This window comes from Citrobacter freundii complex sp. CFNIH2 (genome assembly GCF_002880615.1).
GTDB lineage: Bacteria > Pseudomonadota > Gammaproteobacteria > Enterobacterales > Enterobacteriaceae > Citrobacter_A > Citrobacter_A amalonaticus_F.
In genome coordinates this window covers 2,759,588-2,780,997 of record NZ_CP025757.1, presented here as the reverse complement: position 1 = coordinate 2,780,997, position 21,410 = coordinate 2,759,588, and the positions used below count along the sequence as shown (strand labels likewise).

General features: G+C 55.2%; 24 protein-coding genes and 1 tRNA gene. 14 read left to right on the top strand and 11 right to left on the bottom strand.

Going from position 1 to position 21,410, the window contains the following annotated elements:
- The first annotated feature begins 25 nt into the window (after positions 1-25).
- Both WM46_RS13640 and WM46_RS13635 read left to right on the top strand, forming a co-directional pair.
- Positions 26-101 (top strand) — tRNA-Thr (locus WM46_RS13640).
- Positions 102-254: 153 nt separating this feature from the next.
- Positions 255-1,427: a tyrosine-type recombinase/integrase gene (locus WM46_RS13635; protein WP_102602553.1), complete on the top strand. Its 1,173-nt coding sequence runs from the start codon at positions 255-257 to the stop codon at positions 1,425-1,427.
- Here WM46_RS13635 and WM46_RS13630 read toward each other — a convergent pair.
- Positions 1,424-1,585: a helix-turn-helix transcriptional regulator gene (locus WM46_RS13630; RefSeq protein WP_229233755.1), complete on the bottom strand. Its 162-nt coding sequence runs from the start codon at positions 1,583-1,585 to the stop codon at positions 1,424-1,426. The two genes, WM46_RS13635 and WM46_RS13630, sit on opposite strands and share 4 nt — an antisense overlap.
- Before the next feature lie 23 nt (positions 1,586-1,608).
- Complete coding sequence (locus tag WM46_RS13625) at positions 1,609-3,003, bottom strand: DEAD/DEAH box helicase (RefSeq protein WP_102602552.1); 1,395 nt, start codon at positions 3,001-3,003, stop codon at positions 1,609-1,611.
- Between the two features lie 110 nt (positions 3,004-3,113).
- Between WM46_RS13625 and WM46_RS13620 the strand changes: the two genes are divergently transcribed.
- Positions 3,114-4,043 carry a hypothetical protein gene (locus WM46_RS13620; RefSeq protein ID WP_102602551.1) on the top strand — a complete coding sequence of 310 codons (930 nt, stop codon included), beginning with the start codon at positions 3,114-3,116 and terminating at the stop codon, positions 4,041-4,043.
- A gap of 2 nt (positions 4,044-4,045) precedes the next feature.
- On the opposite strand, the gene WM46_RS13615 is transcribed toward WM46_RS13620, so the two are convergent.
- The 9 genes from WM46_RS13615 to WM46_RS13575 all read right to left on the bottom strand — a co-directional run bounded on the left by WM46_RS13615 (position 4,046) and on the right by WM46_RS13575 (position 12,559).
- Positions 4,046-5,194, bottom strand: a complete 1,149-nt coding sequence (locus WM46_RS13615) for a DNA cytosine methyltransferase (RefSeq protein WP_187394378.1) — start codon at positions 5,192-5,194, stop codon at positions 4,046-4,048.
- Positions 5,167-5,460 carry a VRR-NUC domain-containing protein gene (locus WM46_RS13610; protein WP_102602549.1) on the bottom strand — a complete coding sequence of 98 codons (294 nt, stop codon included), beginning with the start codon at positions 5,458-5,460 and terminating at the stop codon, positions 5,167-5,169. Before WM46_RS13610 ends, WM46_RS13615 begins: the two co-directional genes overlap by 28 nt.
- 88 nt (positions 5,461-5,548) lie before the next feature.
- Positions 5,549-5,764, bottom strand: a complete 216-nt coding sequence (locus WM46_RS13605; RefSeq protein ID WP_088730989.1) for an ANR family transcriptional regulator — start codon at positions 5,762-5,764, stop codon at positions 5,549-5,551.
- Between the two features lie 4 nt (positions 5,765-5,768).
- Positions 5,769-7,835 (bottom strand): DNA polymerase, encoded by a 2,067-nt coding sequence (locus WM46_RS13600; protein ID WP_102602548.1) that lies wholly within the window; start codon positions 7,833-7,835, stop codon positions 5,769-5,771.
- Positions 7,836-7,908: 73 nt separating this feature from the next.
- Positions 7,909-8,547 (bottom strand): Nmad5 family putative nucleotide modification protein, encoded by a 639-nt coding sequence (locus WM46_RS13595; RefSeq protein WP_102602547.1) that lies wholly within the window; start codon positions 8,545-8,547, stop codon positions 7,909-7,911.
- 47 nt (positions 8,548-8,594) lie between these two features.
- Positions 8,595-9,143, bottom strand: a complete 549-nt coding sequence (locus tag WM46_RS13590) for a DUF2815 family protein (protein WP_102602546.1) — start codon at positions 9,141-9,143, stop codon at positions 8,595-8,597.
- A 14-nt stretch (positions 9,144-9,157) separates the two neighbouring features.
- Complete coding sequence (locus tag WM46_RS13585; RefSeq protein ID WP_102602545.1) at positions 9,158-10,459, bottom strand: DUF2800 domain-containing protein; 1,302 nt, start codon at positions 10,457-10,459, stop codon at positions 9,158-9,160.
- A 2-nt stretch (positions 10,460-10,461) separates the two neighbouring features.
- Positions 10,462-11,388 (bottom strand): hypothetical protein, encoded by a 927-nt coding sequence (locus WM46_RS13580; protein WP_102602544.1) that lies wholly within the window; start codon positions 11,386-11,388, stop codon positions 10,462-10,464.
- Between the two features lie 547 nt (positions 11,389-11,935).
- Positions 11,936-12,559, bottom strand: a complete 624-nt coding sequence (locus WM46_RS13575; protein WP_102602543.1) for a LexA family protein — start codon at positions 12,557-12,559, stop codon at positions 11,936-11,938.
- Between the two features lie 120 nt (positions 12,560-12,679).
- Between WM46_RS13575 and WM46_RS13570 the strand changes: the two genes are divergently transcribed.
- The 11 genes from WM46_RS13570 (at position 12,680) to WM46_RS13520 (ending at position 21,410) form a co-directional block, all read left to right on the top strand.
- The gene (locus WM46_RS13570) at positions 12,680-12,892 is read left to right on the top strand and encodes a helix-turn-helix domain-containing protein (RefSeq protein ID WP_102602542.1); all 213 of its coding nucleotides are present in this window, start codon (positions 12,680-12,682) and stop codon (positions 12,890-12,892) included.
- 3 nt (positions 12,893-12,895) lie between these two features.
- Entirely contained in the window at positions 12,896-15,088 is a 2,193-nt protein-coding gene (locus tag WM46_RS13565) for a VapE domain-containing protein (protein WP_102602541.1), read from the top strand.
- A 285-nt stretch (positions 15,089-15,373) separates the two neighbouring features.
- Positions 15,374-15,649 (top strand): hypothetical protein, encoded by a 276-nt coding sequence (locus WM46_RS13560; protein ID WP_043001672.1) that lies wholly within the window; start codon positions 15,374-15,376, stop codon positions 15,647-15,649.
- Between the two features lie 278 nt (positions 15,650-15,927).
- Positions 15,928-16,308, top strand: a complete 381-nt coding sequence (locus tag WM46_RS13555; protein ID WP_102602540.1) for a hypothetical protein — start codon at positions 15,928-15,930, stop codon at positions 16,306-16,308.
- Positions 16,309-16,319: 11 nt separating this feature from the next.
- A complete protein-coding gene (locus WM46_RS13550; RefSeq protein ID WP_262360390.1) occupies positions 16,320-16,598 on the top strand; it encodes a hypothetical protein in 279 nt (92 codons plus the stop codon).
- Positions 16,599-16,601: 3 nt separating this feature from the next.
- Positions 16,602-18,224 (top strand): portal protein, encoded by a 1,623-nt coding sequence (locus WM46_RS13545; RefSeq protein ID WP_102602539.1) that lies wholly within the window; start codon positions 16,602-16,604, stop codon positions 18,222-18,224.
- Complete coding sequence (locus WM46_RS13540) at positions 18,221-18,454, top strand: hypothetical protein (protein ID WP_102602538.1); 234 nt, start codon at positions 18,221-18,223, stop codon at positions 18,452-18,454. The genes WM46_RS13545 and WM46_RS13540 overlap by 4 nt, the downstream gene beginning before the upstream one ends.
- On the top strand, positions 18,441-19,271 hold the full coding sequence (locus WM46_RS13535; RefSeq protein ID WP_102602537.1) for a hypothetical protein: 831 nt from the start codon (positions 18,441-18,443) through the stop codon (positions 19,269-19,271). The genes WM46_RS13540 and WM46_RS13535 overlap by 14 nt, the downstream gene beginning before the upstream one ends.
- A gap of 33 nt (positions 19,272-19,304) precedes the next feature.
- Complete coding sequence (locus WM46_RS13530) at positions 19,305-19,664, top strand: Gp49 family protein (RefSeq protein ID WP_102602536.1); 360 nt, start codon at positions 19,305-19,307, stop codon at positions 19,662-19,664.
- Positions 19,665-19,877: 213 nt separating this feature from the next.
- A complete protein-coding gene (locus WM46_RS13525; RefSeq protein WP_102602535.1) occupies positions 19,878-20,789 on the top strand; it encodes a phage capsid protein in 912 nt (303 codons plus the stop codon).
- Positions 20,790-20,846: 57 nt separating this feature from the next.
- Positions 20,847-21,410, top strand: coding sequence for a hypothetical protein (locus WM46_RS13520; protein WP_102602534.1), 564 nt, complete (start codon positions 20,847-20,849; stop codon positions 21,408-21,410).

Here is a 21,410-nt window from a genome sequence, read left to right as displayed (position 1 = left end):
CACTCGTGGCCACGTCCTTATCAGGGCCGATATAGCTCAGTTGGTAGAGCAGCGCATTCGTAATGCGAAGGTCGTAGGTTCGACTCCTATTATCGGCACCAATTTTTCATCCGCTAACATCCCCTGACCTCCAAAAACTCCCATTTTACGCGGCTTTCGTCGTAATGTTTGTCCGTAGTAATCCGCTTTTAGCCGTTGCAATCCGAATTTAAAACGGGTACATAATCGGGTATCTGAGTTTGAGGCGGGTACCTATGAAACTAAGCGCGCGGCAAGTCGAGACGGCAAAGCCTGGCGAGAAAGACTACAAGTTGCCGGATGGTAACGGGCTTATTCTTCTGGTGAAAACCAGCGGGGCAAAATACTGGCGCTATCGCTACACCTTCGCGGGTAAAGAAAAGATGCTGGCGCTCGGTGTGTATCCGGCTGTTTCGCTGGCGGCAGCTCGCGAAAAACGAGACGAAGCCCGGCGTAACGTTGCGGCGGGTGTTGACCCGGTGAAGGCAAAGAATCATGTCGCAACTGCTGTAGCAAACTCCATTACCTTTAAAGATATTGCCATAGAGTGGCATGAATTCAAGAAGCCGCGCTGGTCCTCTGGCTATGCTTCTGACATTCTCGAAGCGTTCAACAAAGATATTTTCCCCGCGGTTGGCAAATTACCAGTTGCAGAAATCGAACCTGTCCAGATGCTGACGGCGCTACGCAAAATTGAGAATCGCGGCGCAACTGAGAAAGCGGCGAAAACGCGCCGGTGGTGCGGTGAGGTATTCAGTTATGCCGTCGCGACCGGGCGTGCGAAGTATAACCCCGTCAGCGAACTGAACAGTGCAATGACCGGCCATAAAGGTGAGTCCTTTCCTTTCCTGACGGCGGAAGAACTACCCGATTTTCTGGTAGCGGTTGAAAGTTATATGGGAAGTCCGCTCCCACGGTTAGGCTTGCAGATCATGATGCTGGCGGGGCTACGTACTTACGAACTGCGACATTCAAAATGGGAATGGGTAGATTTCGATAACCGGCTGTGGGAGATACCCGCCGAATTTATGAAGATGGACCGTCCGCACCTGGTACCGCTTTCCGATCAGCTTGTTGTTTTGCTGAAAGAGCTGCACGGTATGACAGGTCGATACGTGAATATGTTCCCCGGCAGAAATGACCCGTCGAAGGTCATGAGCGAGAACACAATAAACAGGATGATCCACATGCTGGGGTATAAGGGGAGGGTAGTGGGGCATGGCTTCCGGCATACGTTCAGTACCATCCTGAACGATAAAGGATTCAACTCTGACTGGGTTGAACTCCAGATCGCTCACGTGGACAAGAATAATATACGCGGGGTTTATAACCATGCCCTGTATATGGAAGGGCGTCGGGAAATGATGCAGTGGTATGCGGACTATATTGACCAACTGCGGTTGATTTAAAGAAATTGCTTTTTCCATGCTTCAACCTCACTGCGTAACCAGCGTGAGGTTCGGGAGCCTAGTTTCTTCGGGGACGGAAATTCGCCCTTACTTATGCGGTCATAAATAAATGATTTTTTATGACCGACAGATCGCTCTACTTCTTTGATTGTAATCATGTCGGTATCAGAGATTGCAGGTGTCATAGTACGCCTCTCTTCTTCATGGCATCGAGCAGGATGTCCTGCACTGTTCGTTTTGAATTGCGCCGCTCCATTACCATTTCGTCCATAGTGTCGGCGGCGATAATGTGGTGAATGAATACCGGGCGGTTGTGCCCGGCCTGAATCTGCCGGGTTGGCCCGATACGTTCGATAATTTGCTGATACTGCTCCAGATCCCACCAGTGAGAGAAAAACACCAGTATGTTGCCGCCGTCCTGCATGTTCAGGCCGTGGCCCGCGCTGGCGGGATGCGCGAACAGCACCGGGATTTTTCCGGCGTTCCAGTCGCGCAGCGTCTGCGGATCCTGGTCGAGATGGCGACCTTTCGGGAACGCTTTAAGCAGGCGCTCAAGGTCGTGTTTCCAGTGATAGGCCACCAGCACCGGTGCGCCTGCTGCTTCGGTGAGGATACTGTCCAGCGCCTGCAGCTTCGCGTCGTGCAGTTCTGACCAGCTCCCGGCGTCGTCGGTGTACACCGCGCCGCTGGCGATTTGCAGACACTTCACCGTCTTTGCCGCGGCATTCGGCGCTTCGATACCTTCGCCGTTGAGTTCGAGGAACATTTCCTTTTCCATCTCGCGATACTGCTGGCGGGCCTTCGGCGGCATATCCACACGGATCACGTTATGGATGGGCTCTTTGATGTCGAACCAGTCGGCGGCGTCCAGTGAGATAGTGACGTCGGCCAGCGCTCGCTGTATCTCGTCCTGCGAATGGGCGAACGGCTCCAGTTTCGTCCAGCTTTGCCCCGGAAACTGTATCGAGTTGAACCAGCGGGAGGTAAACGCGCCGTAAGTGCGTCCGAGGCGCTGCCCCTGATCCACAAACCACGCTTGCCCCCACAAATCCACCAGGCCGTTCGGCGCTGGCGTACCGGTGAGATTCATCCAGCGCCGGATATGCTTATGCGCCACTTTCCCCAGCGCTGCCGCACGCTTACCACCCCCGCGCAGCCGGAAGGATTTCAGCCGGGTGCTTTCGTCCGGGATGACGGTGCCGAACGGCCAGCGGCCGCCCAGTTCTTCCACCAGCCAGACCAGATTGTCGTAGTTGATGGTGAACACGCTCGCGTTACTGTTCGCCAGCGCCGCCGCGCGTGTTTTGGCGTTACCGACAATCGGCTGCACCTCGATATTGCGCAGATGCCCCCATTTCACCGCTTCATCCGGCCAGGTGCTGGCCGCCACGCGCAGCGGCGCGAGAACCAGCGCGGGCTGTGTCTCCGCTCCCGCCATGAAGAGATCTTCCAGAGTGGTGAGCGTCGCCACGGTTTTACCCATGCCCATGCCCGCCCAAATGTTGCAGCGTAGGTTGTCAATTTCATGATTGATAATGAGATCTTGGTAGGGGCGAGGGATAAAGTTCTGAGGCATTATAATCTCGCAAATTTTTGCTAGTTAGAAGTCGCACCAGTTGGCCTGGCAATTTTTACTATTCACAGTGAAGGTAACCCACAGGGTTAAATGTAAGGATAAACAATAAGATGAGTGGATTTGGTGGTCAGCAACCCGCACCCCAACAAGTACTGGACTTAGGTGTTAGTACTGAGGGTGTTTTTAACGAAATAGAAATGGGGGTTCTTCAGAACGGGATCTCCTACCTTACGCAAAATGGGCTGGCCAGAATTTGCGGGGTGCATCGCAGTAATATCGCGGATATTTCTCGAGAGTGGGAAGAGAGCTTCCGCCACGGAGTTTTCGCTCGAGGGCGTATGGAGTTTATCAGCTCATATTTACATCGTGAGCAATATAATGAGCCGACTCTTTATATCCCAATCCACAAAGATGGATCCGTCCACTATGCGTACCCAGAAGTAGTATGTATGGCTATTCTGGAGTTCTACGCATTTGTATCTCAAAGTGCTGCGACTCCTACTGCGCTACAGTTTTTCCGCGAGCTATCCCGTGCGGGTATGCGTGGTTACATCTATACAGCGCTTGGCTACATACCTGATGACCCTTGGCGCCATTACCACTCTCGTGTGTCAATCATGCATGGGGCAAACTCGGTTCCTGCTGGACACTTCATTGTGTTTAATGAAATTGCCGGTTTAATGGTAGACCTTATCCATGCTGGATTAGCAGTAAACCAGTATACTGTACCGGATATCAGTGTGGGCCAGCACTGGGCTCGCTACTGGTCTTCTTCCAACTACGATACGACGATTGGCCCTAGACAACGCTGCCAGCACTATTACCCTGAAGAATTCAACCAATCTGCAAGTAATCCCCAAATGATTTATGCGTACCCTGATAATGCTTTAGCTGCATTCAGGCACTGGCTTCGTGCGGTTTATTTGCCAACCAAATTCCCCAAATACCTTCTGGGTAAAGCAGGGCTATTGGCTGGCGGACAAACGGCGGCGTTGCAAATTATTGATAATTTTAATAATCGTGCATTGCCTAACCAATAATATCAACAGATGAGGTCATATCCGGCACATTCCATAAACGAGCGAATGAAGGTTGCGGCAGCTGGCGCGACTATCGCGTTGCCGTAGGCGCGCAGTCGTCCCACTCTGGCGGTAACCCCATGAGCCAGCGGGAATGAGCCGGATTCAACTGGCCTCCAGCGACCATCCCGGCAGAGGAGCCAGTCAGCATCATCCCAGCAGCCGTTAATCGTATTGGGCCGCAGATTCTCGCTGCGCCGCCGAGAGTAGTTCCCCGTTCGGTATGATTGGCTGCGGCTCCCTCGCCCCGAACCTGATTGTTGTCGATCGTCGTCACCGTCGGCCATCCGCTCAAGCAGGCATAATCCTGCAAGTTCGGCTGCCGTCCTGCCTGCTGACGTGCTATCACTTTCTCTACATCCTGATAGGCCGTTTTGGTATTGCTCGCTAGAGGGCTCGGCCAGCCCGCAAGTCTGGATAGCCCCGCTAAGGTTTCCAGACCGCGTTTTGTCTCCGGCTGTGGATTGGTGTTGCAGGTTGGCGTGTACCATCCCGCTAGGTGGGAAAAGTCCCTTAGGGAGCTGTGCAAGGGGTTGCCTGACGGCCGCCGATCCCCAGACATTTTCCTCAGTGCTATCGAGGCGCTTCCGCCACCGCTGTGATCGGTCGCTGCTGGTGTCGGCCACCCAATAAGCTCTGTCTCTGATATGCGGGGCACCGACGCCCGCAGCCGGAAACGGGACAAGCCCAAAGGCGTAGTCCACTGCTTCCACGTCAGTTTGTACAAGATCGAACCAGGCATTGACTCCCGCAACCTGTTCGCCAAATACCAGCTCAGGGCGTCGCTCGCTGATGAGGTGAAATAGTGCTGGCCATAGGTGCCGCTCGTCATCAAACCCAGCGCCTTTACCAGCCGAGCTGAAAGGTTGGCACGGGCAACTTCCTGTCCAGATCGGTTTGTTATCCGGCCATCCGGCCAGACGCAGAGCATAAGACCAGACGCCGATTCCGGCGAAGAAATGGCATTGTGTAAAGCCGCGCAAGTCGTCTGGTGCGACATCCTCGATACTCCTCTCGTCAACTTCACCCGGGGCGATATGCCCCGCCGCAATAAGGTTGCGCAGCCATTGCGCTGCGTTCGGGTCTATTTCGTTGTAATAGGCTCCCCGCACAATATCCCCTCCAGATTTTTGCTATCCAGCACCACCACGGTAAAGCCCAGCGCGCGAAGCCGTTTGTGCTCGCGCAGCTGGTCGGCGCGTGGTGGTTTGCCGGGTGCTTTGCATTCAACGAAAACGAGACGGCCGCCGGGTAGCAGGACAATGCGATCCGGTACCGAGCGGCGACCGGGGGAGACGAACTTAAAGGCGACCCCGCCAGCCTTTTTCACTTCGGCGACGAGGTGCTTTTCGATAATGCTTTCACGCTCATATGTCATCACCAGATCCCCCACGATGTTTCGGCGAGAACCTGGCAAATCACAATTAACACGACGGTGATAACAATGATTTTCACAGGGGGTAAGCTCATTCGTCCACCGCCTTACGTTTTTCGCGCATGTTCTGCATCAGGCAGAAATCATTCCGCCGTTCGCTCCAGTCCTGATTAAGTTCGTTGCGCGATTCGCGGTTGGCTTTCGCCCAGACCTTTGCCGCGCGGTCATACTCGCCCGCCTGTTCCAGTTGAACGGCCTCCCGCGCAGACCGGTAATACAGCGGACTGTCCCGATATTTGAATGACATAGAGTTAATCCTTACGGTAATGGTATGCCTCAAAGCCGCCAGCGTTCAGCGGGATGTCGGGTGCCCATTCGGGGTTAGTGGAGAGCAGCGCGGAGAGCGCTTTATCGTTGAAATCGTCAGTGTCCGGCGCTTCACAAATCACCTCATCGTGTACCGTCAGTACAATGCTGTAACCGGCGTCCTCGATCAGCGGCATGTTTCCGGCCAGAACGTCGCGGGCGGCCGCCTGTGTGACGTTTTCCACCAGTTTCCCGCCGTAGGTTTTGAGCCGTTGCCATTTGCGCGAATAAGAGTTAACACCCTGATAGGTGATGTTCCCCTTCTCGATGGACGGGGACGGGTAGCACAGCGCGCGCCCGGATGGCAGCTGGATGCGCAGCCATGCGCCATCGCGGCGGACTTTCAGATAACCGCAGTACAGCGTTTTTTGCGGTGTGGCTATTGCTGTACGGACGGTGCGCTCGAGCTCATACCAGAAATCGCAGGTTGCCGGGTGCGCTCTGCGCCAGAGACGTTTAAGCGAGTCGCAGGCGATGAATACACGCTCTGACAGGCCATATGTCGCCTTACGCTTAACGGATTCGTCATACCAACTTTTTGCTTCGCGGATAACATCGCGGGGGATGTTCGGCAGTGCGGCGTTCGCCAGCTCGTCGAGGTCGAGGCCGTAGACCTGTGCGAAGGTAAGAAACGCAGCAACGCCACCGCCAAAGCCGAGGCCCAGCTCCATCACCTTGCCGATCTGACGCTGGTATTTATCAACATCGTCCGGCGAGATATTGAAGGCGCGGGCGTAGGCCAGTTTATACAAGTCAGGCCCGGTTCCCTCGTCGTACTCGCGGAACGCGTCCAGCTTCCACTGCTCGCCGGCAAGCCAGGCCAGCTTACGGCCTTCGATGTTCGACAGGTCGCTAACCACCAGCTTTTTGCCTGCGGGGGCCATGATGCAGCCGCGTAGCGCTGAGCTGGTCAGCTCCATGATGTTATCGAACAGCAGATCGGCACAACCGGCTTTCAGTGCCTCGATGCCCTCGTCGATTTGCTCCTGCTCAAGCGAAGGGCGGGGCAGGTTCTGGGGCTGGAATAATCGTCCGGCCCAGCGCCCGGTTCGCGATGCGCCGCAGAACTGCAGCGTGCCGCGCAGACGTCCGTCACTGCTCACCCCCTTCATCAGCGATTTGTACTTACTGGTGCTGGTGGTGCTGGCCTGGAGCCTGATGTGTAGCAACTCTTTCACCGCAGACGGTAAATCAGGATCCGCAATGCGGCGCTCCAGCGTGCTGCGCTGCATGTCCGGCAGATCCACGCCGTAGGATTCAACAATGTGCTTAATCAGCGCATCGCGCTGCGTGGCCGCCTGCACTTCGCCGTCGGTCATCACCTGCGTGCGTTTTGCCAGGCGTTTTTGTTCCTGCTCTACCGCCTCGATCGCCGCCTGCGCGAGCTGCACATCCATGCAGACGCCGCGGTCGTTGATCCGTTGGTCGCGGTGCCACAGCGCCAGTTCTGCACCCTTATAATTCCACTTCGGCAGGCGTTTATGCACCTCGCGCATGGCCTCAATATCAAGGCCAGCGTACGCTACAAAGCGCCGCCATTCTTCCGGGTGTGTTTTGCCGGTGGCCCGGCGCAGTTTGCTGTTCTTCGGGCGGGGCTTACAGAACAGCTGGATCAGCGCTTTACCCTCTTTGTCCTTCGCCTTGTCCTGCGGGACTCCGAGCACCTCACAGAGTGCCCCCAGCGCGCCGGGGAGGCTGTGCGCCAGCGCCTGCACCATCGTGTCGCGCCAGCGGGTGACGTCAGGCGCCAGTCGAGGATGAGCGTGGCGCAGAACGGTACGGTCGAAATGAGAATTGTGAAAATAAAGCAGAGTATCGGGGTCACGAAGGGCGAACCACAACGGCTCGGGTATCGGCTCGCCAGCAGTCAGATCCCAGACACTGACAGGGCCGTCATCGATAGCCCAGGCGAACAACATTACTTCGACGCCCTCCGCATAAGCGTGTGTGCCGTTGTTGATCGGTATTTCGCAATAGGTTTCCAGGTCGCCCCAGAGAATGGTTTCAGGCATAGATAGTCCTCGCGGGTGCTTTGCGAAAAGGGTGGCTCTTTGCAAAACACCCGGCGCATTGCCGGGTGGGAGTTTACGCAGTGGCTTCTTCGTCAGAAGGGAGGCCGATCATTTCGTTGAGGGTTTCGCGTCGTATCGCTGGTGGTAGCGGAACCGATGGTGCGTCGGCCGGCAAAAGCTCTTTAGCTTCGGGCCATTCTTCAAGCAGACGTTTAACAGTGCGTACTTTGCTCAATGCGGCGCTGACGTTCTGGCGAATGTCTGACTCATCGCTCTGAATCTGCTTATAAAGTGCATCAAACCCGTAAAACTCAGTAACGAGGGGGTCATCAGCCAGAAGGGTAAATTCACTCGGTGCGATTTTGTGAATATGGTCTGGGGATCCTGATTCGTACCCCCGGTAGTTACCGTTGAAATACACGTTAACCCTGGAGCCTGCCAGATTCAGATACATGTCGTTATCTTTACGGATAATGCTATTGGCGGTTTTGAGTGATTCGGGGAACTTGGACGCCAGCGTTTCTATTTTTTTGAGGTTTTTGGTTATCTCGGCCTCAACTTCTTGACCACCAATCGCCGCAAGGCGAACACGCTCGGCCCATGCAACTCTCGCAGCACGCAAAGCCGCTTTGCGCTTAGGTATTCCTGCTTTTGTCAGCGCGTTACAGATGATTTGTTCTTTAATACCGCTGGTTAATATCGTTTGTGCCATTGTTCTGACCTCGGAAAGCACCCGGCACATAGCCGGGTGATAATGGGTTAAATCAGCGCGTCGGCGTCTGCGCCTTCGCTGATATCGTCGAAGTCGTCAGTGCTTGCCACACCGCCGCCAGCGAATGCGTCGCCATCACGCAGGAACTGGACGCCGCCCAACGATGCGTTGACGCGTTTGCCGAAGTTGTTGTCCTGCGCCCAGATGTCGATTACCGCGTTGACGTAGCAACCCGCATAAGGACGGCCATCAGCCTGGATGAGTGGAGAACGGTCGCGATCGATGACTGCAGGGCGCGCTTTGTTGGCAGCGTTCAGGAAGAAGTTACCCGGGAAGCCTTCGTATTCGGCTTTCTCGTCGCCGTCGTGCAGGCAGAGGTTGAGCTTTTTCTCCAGTTGGTTGTAAATGGTTTCCCACTTCTCACCCCATTTTTCCTTCGCTACCTGCTTCATGCCCTTGCGGATTTCTTCCAGTTGCGGGTGTTTCGGATCCATCAGGAAAACAGCAGAGAAGCGCGGGTCGCCTTCGCCGTTTACGGTTTTTGCTTCAAACAGAGCAGGGAAGGCCAGGCGGACGTTGTTCAGTTTAATTTTCATGAGTATTTCCTTAATCAAATGAGGTCTGCGGCGAGCGCGTCGTCGGACACGTCGTCGAAATCATTAACAGGGTTGATATTGAGCGCAGGGCGCGGGTCGGATTCGGGGGCGACGGTGGGCTTACCGTCAGCGCGGGTGATCAGCGCTTCGACTTTCGTCCAGCGGCGAGGGCTGGCCTTTTTGATGAGCTTCTCGGCTTTGGTTGGGCTAATCAGCTTAAGGTCGAAAACCTCCTCAGTTTTATAACGGAACTGGTCTTTCAGCAGCGCGCGGGCGGCTTCTTCATCGCTCCAGGCACGATTGCCCTGTTTGCCAGTAACCAGCTTAAAGCCCGGTACCGGATGCCCGGCGTTCAGCTCACTATTCACCCGGTCGCGCACTGCCTTTAGCCACGATTCGATAGCATCTGCCTGGCTGTAGATCTCCGCCAGTTCCTCGATGGTCAGAAGCGGTACGCGCGTGCTGGCAGCAGTGATGATTTCACTGACAGGTTTTGTCAGGTCTTCGAAATCGTTGGCAGCTGTTTGCATGTGCTGCATTTTCTGAGCAGTGCAGACGGCTTTTGCTTTACAGAACCGGCACTGTTTTTCACCAGGGATAAAGCTATCCAGCGGCAGGGTTTCGACGCCTTCGCAATCGGCGATGTTGAACATCACAATCACGCTGGCCGCCGCTTCCTGCGCCCGTTCGCCGAACGCCTGGAGCTCTTCCACCGTCAGCGCCCACTCTGAAACGTGGTTAAGCCGCGGCTGGTGGATGAAAAGACGTACCGTCTCGAAGTCGTACAGCATACTGAACTGCTCGAGCGCACCCAGGGCATACAGCTGCAGCTGCTCGTTCTGCTCAGCATCGACCCGCACACCCTTACCGTATTTCAGGTCGTGGATCTGTAACTCGTTGCCCGCGATGATTACGCCGTCGGCGGTACCGAATGAGTCGGGAACGCCCACGATGTGAGAAAAGTCGACGCGCTGCTCGACCAGCAACTCGTTGCCGTCGGCCAGCGACCAGACGGTGTCGACGTAACGGCCAACGGCTTCGACCATTTCCTCATCTACCTGAGGACCGGAAGTATCATCCGGGTGCTCAGCAAGAGGATAGGAGCCGAGGAACATTGCGACATTGCAACCCGCATAGTGTTCCGGGTGGCTCTGGCGGTTGCGCAGCACCTTTTCGGCAAGTGTATGCGCTGCTGTACCTTCTAAAGCAAAGGACGTTTCTTTGTCAGGCTGAGTGGCTTCCAGCGCCAGGCTACCGGGGCAGCGCATCCACCGATGCGCTGAAGACGGGGAAAGTCGTGCATGAACGTCTGGCATGGTTAACCCTCCAGTGCTTTTTCGGCCTGAGCGATCACGTCTGCGAGCTTCTCGTCAGCAACGCCGCCAAGTTTTTGAGCGCCCTGTTTTTCCAGAATGGCGACAGCCTCTGCGCGGTAACCGCCTTTTGCCAGTTGCAGGATCAGGCCTTCGGCCTGTTTACGCAGAGCCGCAAAATCAGGTTTGTCTTCAGTGTCAGTGGTCACTTGCTGATTGTTATTTGCGGCATCTTTACGTGCGAATTCTTCCTGTAACTGGAGGTATTCAACCCGGCTGATCTCAACGTGGCCTTTCTCCAGCATCGCGTTCAGTTTGCGTAAAGAGTGGAGTTCGCTGGCAGCAGTGCCGTCTACGCTTTTGCAGTAAAACGGCCCGGTGCGTTCTTCAGACTGTTTGTCTTTGCCGCTGGCCTTCTTCGGTTTTACTTCATCGCGCCCAGCAGCAGGTGCATCCAGCAGGCGTTCGGCAAAATCGCGGCGTGATTCAATCGTCGGCAAATCATCCCAGAAGCGAATAACGTGTCGAGCCAGATCTAACAGTGCTGGCTTGCTCAGATGGTTGGCGCGTTTCACCCCGCCCAATGCCATGTCCAGTGCATCGATCTGCACCACACGTTTTTCGCCAACAGCATCGCGATAATCAATAGCGCGCTGGAACATCTCAGAGCTGTACATAACCGGCACCGGGTAGAAGCAGGCCAGCGCGATAACATCACTGAATTCCAGCGTTTCCAGCGTTTCCAGATCCGGCCGTTCGTCATCTGTAGCCGATTTGTCCGGTACCGTTTCGCGATATTCCTGTACCTGGGTGACGACGGTCTGCGGCTGAATTGTCTGGCCTGAAGCCAGCGCCGTAATCAGCTGTTCAAGCAGGGCGTTGTGCTGCGTCAGCAGCTTGTTATTAAGTTCGAGACTGGTTTCTAAGCTCATACTGCGGTCCTCGCTACAAGGAGAATGAAGGTAATAACCAGACCGCACGCAGTGGCGAGGGCCAGGCCGGTAACTAAATCGAAGTGGTTGCGGCGATAGCGGAGCACGTCGCGCCCCGTCAGCCGGTGGAGGTGTTCAGGTTTCATCGGTGGTGCTCCTAAGTGGATTAGTAAAAGGCCGAAGCCTTTTATTAATTCACTGCACGCCCCATCATCGGGGCGTTTCGACTTGCGTGACGTATGGGCTTGTCGCGGTGTAGTCCTCTACGGGTTGGTTCGCCTTGCGTCCCCCGATTGCCTGCGATCCTTCGCGGCGCTATTTCGTTTTGCCAGGGCACAGCGGCTTGCCTGTCACGCGGTTCTGTTTGTTAAAGAGCATTACTACTTGGGATTAAATCTACAATTTGAGTTGTATTGTGTAAACCACAAATGTGGTATTTTGTAGCGTGCAAATACCACGTAATTGATATTTAAGTGAATTTAGTTTGTAAGGTTTTACATGTAAGGTGGGGGAGGGCTGTTAAGCCCTCCAGAAAGGATGGGAGATACTAGCGTTTACGGCGGTAAATACGGTGTTCAATCATCACACCTATGATTTGTAACTTCATATCCGCACTACGTAAAACAGGATAGTCAGGGTTTAGCGGTACCAATTCAAAGTCGTCAATACCGATCCCTAACGGACGGTATTTCTTAAAAGTGGCTTCGTGTCCGCCATTCTTGGCTACAACAAATTCTCCAGGCATAGGGCACAGATCGGGGTCGATGATTACAATATCCCCCTCTTTAAATTCAGGTTGCATGCTGTCGCCATCAATGCGAAGGGCAAAGCACGTTTCCGGTACGTCGGAATCCGCCAGAACATATTCGAGTTCTCCAGTCAGATCGGTCACGTCTCTCGCCTCTGTTAATTCACCTGCCTGCACATAGCTTAAAACAGGAATCCGCCTGGTGCTTATTTCTGCCAGTGGCATGATGTTTTTTCCGTTCAAAAGCCAGTCTGGATTGCACTGCAATGCCTTAGCCAGATCGAGAAGGTTGCGCGGCTTTCTTGTTCGTCCGCTTTCAATGGATTCAATCGACTGTTGGCTGACCCCAGCAGAGTTTGCGACCTCTACTTGTGTCATTCCGAGTTCAAGACGGCGGGATTTGAAGCGTGCTGCGAGAGACATTTTTAGTACCTTGTAATAGTTGAAATTATGACCTCCCACTATTAAATACAATTTTTGTTGTATTTGACAAACATCATTGGTTGTTGCTAAATACCACTAAAATTGTATGAGGTGATAACTATGACTCTGGCAACCCGATTAAAAGAGCGACGTAAAGAGCTTAAAATGACGCAGGTCACGCTGGCTGAGCTAACAGGGGTTAGTCAGCAGGCAATTAACAGAATCGAAAGCGGTGTTATCTCCCGCCCCCGTTACATTATTGAGATATCTGTTGCGCTCGATTGCGACCCTAACTGGCTGCTGCACGGCTCACAAAACGATAAAAAGGCGTAACCCATGCCAGAGAAAAAGAACTGGGGGGCGACGCCTGACGAATGGTTCCACTTCGATCTGGTGCTGGGGCGTACTGACCAGCTGTTGCCGGTCGTGTGCAACCCGGGTGCGACGATATCCCCCAACAGTAAACTGAAAGCGCTTGGCAAGACGCCGAGCCTGTATAACCGCGACCGCCTGGCTACCGGGATCAAGGACTGGACCGAGCACGTCGTAACGGAACGCGACTTTGCCCGCTGGTCGAAAGAGCCTGATTACGGCATCTGTGTGCGCACCGGCTTCGGCTGGCTGGCGCTGGACTGCGACAGCGAAGACGAAGACATCCAGGCCGATATTCGCAAGACGCTGGTGCAGCTGCTTGGCGAGCTGCCGCCGCGACGCTGGCGCGCCAACAGCAACAAATGTCTGTACCTGCTGGGTGTTGACGGCGATTTCCGTAAGCGCATCCACCGCCTCGAGGGCGAGCTTGGCATTATTGAGCTACTGGCGAACGGGCAGCAGTTCGTCGCATGTGGTACACACAGCAGCGGCGCACGTATTGAATGGGATGGCGGTCTGCCGGATGAACCTCCAGCCATAACTGCTGACCAGCTCGAGACGCTGTGGCAGAGCCTGGCTGATGAGCTGCCTGTATCGGTCACCACCGAAGCGGGCAGCACGAAGATGCGCGACCGCTCAACGTTCATGCCCGGCGCCACGGATGAGACAGCGGATTATCTGGACGCGAACGGCTGGACGCTGCTCGACGGCGCGAATGGTGAGCGATACATCCGCTGCCCGTTCGAGGATGGCCACAGCACCGGCGGCGACCCGACGAGCACGGTTTACTTCCCGGGCGGTACCGCTGGCTTTGAGCAGGGGCATTTCAAATGTCTGCACGCCAGTTGCGCGCACCGCGATGACGGCGATTTCCTTAATGCCATCGGGATCCGCAACGACGATTTCGAAGACCTGACCGGTACCGAAGTAGCCGAGCCGTTACCTCTGCCGGCGTTCGAGCGCGATAAGTGGGGCCGCATTGAGGCCACCATCAGCAACGCGGCGAAAGCCGTTGTGCGTTCTGACTTTGTTGACATCGATATCCGCTTTGACCAGTTCCGCGATGAAATCATGTTCGCCCAGGCAGGCTCCGGCCAGTGGCAGGCGTTCACCGATGCAGATTATGCGCGCCTGCGCATCACGATGGAAAAGCGTGGCTTTAAACCCGTCGGGCGCGAGCTCATTCGCGACGTTGTTCTGCTGGCCGCTGACGAACAGCCATTCGATTCGGCGACTACCTGGCTGAACGGGCTGGAGTGGGACGGCGTACCGCGCATTGAATCTTTCTACCATACGCACTTCGGTACCGCCGACACGCCATACACCCGCGCGGTGTCCATGTATATGTGGACGGCGCTGGCGGGCAGGGTACTGGAGCCCGGCGTCAAAGCCGATATGGTGCCGATCCTGGTCGGCCCGCAGGGCTGCGGCAAATCGTCCGGCGTTGAGGCTTTATCACCCGATCCGGCGTTCTTCACCGAGATATCGTTCGCTGAGAAAGACGACGACCTAGCACGCAAGATGCGTGGGCGTCTGGTGGCGGAGATTGGCGAGCTGCGCGGCCTCAATACCAAAGAGCTGGAAAGCATTAAGGCATTCGTGACGCGTACGCATGAGAACTGGATCCCCAAATACCGCGAGTTCGCTACCCAGTTCCCGCGTCGCCTGGTGTTCATCGGTACCACCAACGAAGACGAGTTCCTCGCTGACAAGACCGGTAACCGTCGCTGGCTCCCTGTCGAGGTCTCCAGCGTCGATGTGCAGGCCATTAAGCGCGATTTGCTGCTGCTGTGGGCTGAGGCCCGCGATACGTTTAAGCGGCTTGGCGGTATCCAGTTCCGCGATGCTGAGCGCCTCGGCGTAAATGTCCATGAGCAGTACACCATTAAGGACGCTTGGCTCGAAACGGTCGAGAAATGGCTCGACACGCCAGACCTGATGACTAACGACATTCCGCGAAATTGCGAATTTTTACGCGCTAGTGACGTTATGCGCGATGCGATTGGCTTAAATCCCGACCGCATCGGAAAACGCGAAGAAATGCGAATTAGTAATGTTTTGCAAAATTGCGGATATAAGCGCGTTCAGCGTCGTGTTGACGGGAAAATGACTCGCATATTCGAGGCAGTGTCACAACCTGTACCAACCTCAAAATAGAGGTTGGTACATTTTAACTAATTGAATTTAAACGTCAGTACCAACTGTACCAACTGTACCAACCTAATTACTAAGAACCCCATATATATATATAAGTCGTTTGGGGGAAAGGTTTGAAAAGAGCTGGTACAGGTGGGTACAGGCTGGTACAGGGCGAACATGTAATTTATTGCGGGTAGCGATATGCAAACACGATTTGATTCCATCACGGCGATTAACGAGCGCCAGCAGCTCAATAAAATTGCTCTCTATGCTCGCGCGTGCGCGCGTTTTGCGAGGTGATCTATGCCAGTTGTCGCAACGTTCAAAACAGACTGGTTCCGGGTGATTAACGACATCACGCGCAGCGGCATTCCCCTGCAGGAGATTGCCAGAGAGCTGGACGTGTCAAAGTCTGCTATCATCGGCTGGAAGCAGGGCGCAGCACCGAACCATCACACAGGTGAAGCGCTGATAGATTTCTGGTGCTACGTAACGCAACGCCCGCGCTCCGAACTGCCTGCGCAGGTCACATCAAGGCGTTTCGTTTACGCCTGGCGCACAAAGCGATTACCGCAATGAAAACCTGCAAAAACGGGGCGTTCAATGATAAAAAACGCTATGCAAAAACTGCCCTGTTTTATGCACGATTTATGCAGTCCATTTTCACCATTTCCCGCCAGCAAACCGCAACAAATAACCCCTTTACGCTGAATCCGTTATGAGTCCACTTTCGCCGGGGCGTGTAACGGTCATTATGTTAAATAGGCCCTGTTTTTAGCAAATCTTCCATTTGGTCGGGATCCCGACCGCGACCCCGTTTCACACTTACGGCTCCATCATCGACAGGAGCCATCACAATGGCACGACAGAAGAAAACCGTTGAAGTCCCCGGGCAGGATTCCGCACCGCAGGCAGATGCACCACGTGCAGACGAACAGACCGTTCAGCAGCGCGTTGGTGAGTTGCTCGACGACGCAGCGCTTAATGAGCGCAATACGGTGCTGACAACCATCAACGAACAGGGCGCGGCTATCATCGCTCGCTTTGAAGATTACGCCTTCACCGACCTGGTCGGTAACCCGCTGACCAACTGCATTGATTTCCTCGAACTCGTTAAAAAGGCCACCACGGCGGCACCCGCTGCGCCGCACGGCTACGTGACGAACGAAGAGGGCAAGCGCCAGCCGGTGACGGGTAAGCCCGTGCTGACTGAACACGGCTGGCACGTACCAGGCTAAGGAGAATCGCTATGTGTGGCGGATTTGACCCTAAAAAAATACTGGATCCAGCTGGTCTTTGGGCTAAGGACAAAACGCCCGACGTCCAGACCACGGATCCACAGGCGGAAGCCGATGCAGCAGCGAACGCAGCAGCCAAAGCGGCTAACGCTGACGCAGCAGCACGCAAGAAACGTAAACAGGGTTCTTCCCTGCTGGCAAGTGGCGCAGGCGGAACGGACGATTCCGGCACCTCTTTGCTCGGCTCCGGTGCTGCGGCATCCGGAACAAAACGTTCACTGGGGGCGTAACTGATGGATGAACTCGCCGTAAAGCTGATCAAGCGTTCTGACACGCTGAAAGCAAACCGCCAGCAACACGAAAGCGTCTGGCGCGAGTGCTATGACTACACCTATCCGCTGCGCGGCGCGGGATTCTCTGATGAGGTGCTCGACGCCCAGAGCGCAAAACACAAGGTGGCTAAGCTACTGGATGGCACAGCCACCGACAGCGCCCGCATGCTGGCGTCTGCGCTCATGTCCGGCATGACCCCGGCAAACGCGCAGTGGCTGAACCTCGACAGCGAGTCGCTTCCGGACGATGCGAAAGCCTGGCTGTCTGAGTGCGCAACGCTGGTGTGGGAAAATATCCACGCTGCCAACTTCGACGCGGAAGGATACGAGGCCAATCTCGATGTAGTATGCGCGGGCTGGTTCGTGCTGTACATCGACGAAGACCGCGAAGAGGGCGGCTTCATGTTCCAGCAGTGGCCGCTGGCGCAGTGCTTTGTCACGTCCACCCGCAAGGATGGCATCGTGGACACGATATACCGCCGCTACCAGCTCACGGCAGAGCAGGCCATCAAAGAGTTTGGCAGGGATAATGTCAGCGAGAAAATCCTCGACGCGGCGAAGAAAAAACCCGATGACAAATTCGATTTCCTGCACTGCATCTTCCCGCGTGACACCTATCTCGTTAACGCCCGCATGGCGAAGAACATGCGTTTTGCATCGTTCAACATCGATGTGAGCAATAAGCGCGTTGTGCGCGAATCCGGTTATCACGAATTTCCCTGCTGCGTTCCGCGCTGGATGAAAATCCCCGGTGGTCCGTACGGTATCGGCCCGGTGTACGACGCGCTGCCTGACTGCAAAGAGCTGAACGAAACCAAACGCATGGAGAAGGCCGCGCAGGACCTGGCTATCTCCGGCATGTGGATCGCCGAAGACGATGGCGTACTCAACCCGCGCACGGTCAAGGTTGGTCCACGTCGCATCATCGTGGCGAACAGCACCGACAGCATGAAACCTTTGCTGACTGGCGCGGACTTCAACGTTGCATTCACCGCAGAAGAACGTCTGCAGGCATCTATCCGCAAGATCATGATGGCCGACCAGCTCCAGCCGCAGGACGGACCGGCTATGACCGCCACGGAAGTGCATGTGCGCGTTGCACTTATCCGCCAGTTGCTCGGCCCGGTCTATGGACGCTTCCAGGCTGAGTATTTGCAACCGCTGGTTGTGCGCTGTTTCGGCATTGCCTTCCGCGCCGGGGTATTCCCACAACCGCCTGAAAGCCTCCAGAACGCGAATTTCAACGTACGCTACATCTCCCCGCTGGCACGCGCGCAGCAGCTGGAGGACGTCACTGCAATCGAACGTTACGGCCAGAACATCATGCAACTGGCCCAAATATTCCCGGATGTCACGGACAACATGGACAGCGACGAAGCGAGTCGCGTTGTGGGTGAGGCGCTGGGCGTACCGGCTAAAGTCATGCGCTCAACGGATGCGATAGCAGACCTGCGCGAACGTCGCCGTAAAGAACAGGCTGACGCCCAACAGCAGGCGTTGATGATGCAGGCAGGAAGTGAGGCGGCGGGTGCAGCAGGCCAGACCGCTGGCGCTGCCTTAGGCAAACAACTGGCAGGTGGCTGATGAAAAAACAGGTAACCCCCGCTGACTTCAAACGCGTTTTCGAGGAAATGCCTGGTGGTCAGCAGGTGCTTGAAGCACTAACCCGCCGCTTCGGGCGTGAGGCATATGTCTCCGGCGGTACCGAGGGCGACCGTGAAACATGTTACCGGGCAGGGCAGCGATCCGTACTGGATTTCATCCTGCGCGAAATCAACAAAGCCGATGGAGTTGAAGACGATGTGGAAGCTTAAACACTTATTCATGAATGCCGAACCGGGTGCAGAACAGCCAGGCGGCGGGAACGGAGGTGGTAACGATGGCGGTAATAATCCGGGGGCTGGCGATCCTTCTGGTAATTCTTTACTCAGCACCGGCGCGAGCGAACCGGGCGCGAATGATTGGTTACCGGAAAAATACCGTGTCAGTGGCGAAGATGGTGCGCTTAACGTTGAGCAATCAGCCCGTAAGCTGGCGGAGGCTCATGTCGCGTTGGAGAAGCGCATGGGGAGCATCGGCACGGCGCCGAAAACATCAGATGAGTATGCGCCAAAGGTAGACGTCGAGGGTTTTAAGTGGGATGAGTTTAAAGCCGACCCCGGCACCCAAAACTTTCTGAAAGCTGCTCATGCCAAAGGCATTACCAATGACCAAATGAGTTTTATCCTGGGCGAGTACGTGAAGAACGCCCAGCAGATTGCCACTGGTTCGGCGGAACTGGATGCCGAAGCGGCCACCACGTCTTTGCGTGAAGTCTGGAAGACAGACGCGGATTTTAAAAAGAATATCGGCCTGGCTTACCGCGCGTTTACGCAACTGGCAGAGCAGGGCGACGATATCAACGCGATCGGCAATAACCCTATGGTCATTCGCATGCTGGCGAAAGTGGGCGCGGAAATGCAGGAAGACGCGCCAGCGGGCGGCGAAATTAATCTCGCAGAGCAGCAGACCATTCGCGACCTGATGAAATCCCCGGCGTATATGGACCCGAAACACGCTGATCACGAACGCGTATCCGCCCAGGTCAAAGCGTTCTACCAGAAAACCTACGGCGATCAGTCCGTAGCGTGACATGTCACGACAACTTAAATCGAGGAAAGACCGATGAGCGACAAAGATATCGAGCAGCAAATTAAGGCCAAAGGCTTAACCGCGCCGCGTGTAACGCCGCAGCATGTCGAAGATATTATTTCTGAGTGCCATTATTTGAATGTTGGTGAAAAGATTCAAGATGCATGGCCCGATAAATCGGCGATGGATGCTTGCAGCCCAACGTTAAACCTTTTAACCATTTGCGTTCTGGTGCTGCGCAACGGATTTACTGTGACTGGCGAAAGCGCCTGTGCCAGCCCTGAAAACTTCGACCCTGAGATCGGGCGTAAAATTGCCCGTGAAAACGCGGTTAATAAAATCTGGATGCTGGAAGGTTATCTGTTGAAACAGCGCCTGCACGAATCAAGCTAGTTGTAATTCCCCACCCAAAGGCCAGCTAATTGCTGGCTTTTTTCATTTGGTCGGGATTCCGACCGCGCATCTCGCTAACAATCTCCCCACAACCAGCCCGGCGGGGACGCCGGATACCTGATTTTTCCCGCAGTGCGTAAGCGCCAGTCGCATTGTGATATTCGGGCCGGGAAACCGACACCCCGCAAGGCGATAATTTTTGGAGTGATTGTCATGGCTTTTGATGCTAACAAAAACATGATCACCGCAGCGTTTGTAACGCAGTTTCATGATTCCTTTGAAATTGCCTCACAGCAGAAGGATTCCCGCCTGCAGGCTGCGGTAAACGATCGTGGAATGATTACCGGTGCGTCGTTCACCATCAACGACATGGGCACCATCGAAATGACGCAGATCACCACGCGTTTCGGTGACACCGTCTGGGATGTGCCGGAAGCCGGTACCCGTAATGCGCTGATGGCTGACTATGGCGTATTCGTCCCGGTTGAAAAACGCGACCTGCGCAAGTTGATCGCTGACCCGCAGGGGCCGTATCTGCAACTCACCCTGGCAGCAGCCAACCGCAAAAAAGACGATGTTATCTATCGCGCGCTGCTCGATACCGTTCTGCGTAAGACAGAGAACAACGGCGCATACGCTCCGGTTGCTCTCCCGGCTGCGCAGAAAATCGTTGCGGGTGGCACAGGTATGACCAAGGCCAAGCTGATCGCCGCGAAAGCGATGTTCCGCCGTAACGAGTGTGACGAGCAGAACGGCGAAGAGCTGTACATGACGTACAACGCCGACATGCTGACGCAGATCCTCAGCGATACCACGCTGACTTCTGCTGATTTTATGGCGGTGAAAATGCTCCAGGAAGGCGCGGTGTCTTCCAAGTGGCTGGGCTTTAACTGGCTGGCTTACGAAAAGCTGGACTCTGCGACCGCAGGTGACCCAGCTGTAACCACCAAAACCGCAGCTGCGTGGTGTAAATCCGCTGTGCATTTCGGTACCGGCGCTGAGTATAACGTCGATATCGGCCCGCGCCGCGATAAAAACAACACCATTCAGATCTCTGTTGATGCGTCCTACGGTGCAGGTCGTGCCAACGAGAAGAAAGTCGTCGCCATCGATTTTGTTGCTTAATGCCGCTGGTGTACTTGCCGGGGTAACCCCCGGCCTTTTTCCATCTGAGGTATTACCATGACGTCGAGCGTCTCGATTTGTTCAAACGCACTGCTGGCGCTGGGTGCGCATCCAATCAACGATTTTGTCGAAGATACCGACCACGCCCGCTTGTGCTCAAACCTTTATCCGACCGTTCGCAATAACCTGTTGCGCGCGCATCCGTGGAACTGCGCCATTAAGCGCGTTGTTCTTTCCCCTGTCAGCGACACCCCGATTTTTGGGTTCGGATACCAGTTTTCTCTCCCCGGCGATTTAATCCGCGTTCTGTCCATCGGTGAGCCACAGGATGATATTCCGTACCGCATTGAGGGCAACAAACTGCTGGCAAACGTCAACGCTGTACTGCTGCGCTATGTCTTCCGCAATGAAGACGAATCCACGTGGGACGCAGCGCTTGTGAACGTTGCCGAAGCCACCATGCAGGCGAAACTTGCCTATGCGGTCACCGGATCCACCAGTCTGCGCGACACGCTGACCCAGGAAGCGGCTTACCTGCTGCGCCAGGCTAAATCTATCGACGGGCAGGAGGAACCACCGGAAACGCTGGACGGTTATCCCACGCTGGAATCGAGGTTCTGA

What these genes read in the sequence shown, in the direction of transcription:
- WM46_RS13580 (WP_102602544.1), bottom strand. Translation starts at nt 11,388, where the DNA reads ATGAGCTTAGAAACCAGTCTCGAACTTAATAACAAGCTGCTGACGCAG.
- WM46_RS13600 (WP_102602548.1), bottom strand. Translation starts at nt 7,835, where the DNA reads ATGCCTGAAACCATTCTCTGGGGCGACCTGGAAACCTATTGCGAAATA.
- WM46_RS13605 (WP_088730989.1), bottom strand. Translation starts at nt 5,764, where the DNA reads ATGTCATTCAAATATCGGGACAGTCCGCTGTATTACCGGTCTGCGCGG.
- WM46_RS13530 (WP_102602536.1), top strand. Translation starts at nt 19,305, where the DNA reads ATGAGCGACAAAGATATCGAGCAGCAAATTAAGGCCAAAGGCTTAACC.
- WM46_RS13635 (WP_102602553.1), top strand. Translation starts at nt 255, where the DNA reads ATGAAACTAAGCGCGCGGCAAGTCGAGACGGCAAAGCCTGGCGAGAAA.
- WM46_RS13610 (WP_102602549.1), bottom strand. Translation starts at nt 5,460, where the DNA reads ATGACATATGAGCGTGAAAGCATTATCGAAAAGCACCTCGTCGCCGAA.
- WM46_RS13570 (WP_102602542.1), top strand. Translation starts at nt 12,680, where the DNA reads ATGACTCTGGCAACCCGATTAAAAGAGCGACGTAAAGAGCTTAAAATG.
- WM46_RS13585 (WP_102602545.1), bottom strand. Translation starts at nt 10,459, where the DNA reads ATGCCAGACGTTCATGCACGACTTTCCCCGTCTTCAGCGCATCGGTGG.
- WM46_RS13555 (WP_102602540.1), top strand. Translation starts at nt 15,928, where the DNA reads ATGGCACGACAGAAGAAAACCGTTGAAGTCCCCGGGCAGGATTCCGCA.
- WM46_RS13575 (WP_102602543.1), bottom strand. Translation starts at nt 12,559, where the DNA reads ATGTCTCTCGCAGCACGCTTCAAATCCCGCCGTCTTGAACTCGGAATG.
- WM46_RS13525 (WP_102602535.1), top strand. Translation starts at nt 19,878, where the DNA reads ATGGCTTTTGATGCTAACAAAAACATGATCACCGCAGCGTTTGTAACG.
- WM46_RS13565 (WP_102602541.1), top strand. Translation starts at nt 12,896, where the DNA reads ATGCCAGAGAAAAAGAACTGGGGGGCGACGCCTGACGAATGGTTCCAC.
- WM46_RS13535 (WP_102602537.1), top strand. Translation starts at nt 18,441, where the DNA reads ATGTGGAAGCTTAAACACTTATTCATGAATGCCGAACCGGGTGCAGAA.
- WM46_RS13520 (WP_102602534.1), top strand. Translation starts at nt 20,847, where the DNA reads ATGACGTCGAGCGTCTCGATTTGTTCAAACGCACTGCTGGCGCTGGGT.
- WM46_RS13630 (WP_229233755.1), bottom strand. Translation starts at nt 1,585, where the DNA reads ATGATTACAATCAAAGAAGTAGAGCGATCTGTCGGTCATAAAAAATCA.
- WM46_RS13625 (WP_102602552.1), bottom strand. Translation starts at nt 3,003, where the DNA reads ATGCCTCAGAACTTTATCCCTCGCCCCTACCAAGATCTCATTATCAAT.
- WM46_RS13590 (WP_102602546.1), bottom strand. Translation starts at nt 9,143, where the DNA reads ATGAAAATTAAACTGAACAACGTCCGCCTGGCCTTCCCTGCTCTGTTT.
- WM46_RS13545 (WP_102602539.1), top strand. Translation starts at nt 16,602, where the DNA reads ATGGATGAACTCGCCGTAAAGCTGATCAAGCGTTCTGACACGCTGAAA.
- WM46_RS13620 (WP_102602551.1), top strand. Translation starts at nt 3,114, where the DNA reads ATGAGTGGATTTGGTGGTCAGCAACCCGCACCCCAACAAGTACTGGAC.
- WM46_RS13550 (WP_262360390.1), top strand. Translation starts at nt 16,320, where the DNA reads ATGTGTGGCGGATTTGACCCTAAAAAAATACTGGATCCAGCTGGTCTT.
- WM46_RS13595 (WP_102602547.1), bottom strand. Translation starts at nt 8,547, where the DNA reads ATGGCACAAACGATATTAACCAGCGGTATTAAAGAACAAATCATCTGT.
- WM46_RS13560 (WP_043001672.1), top strand. Translation starts at nt 15,374, where the DNA reads ATGCCAGTTGTCGCAACGTTCAAAACAGACTGGTTCCGGGTGATTAAC.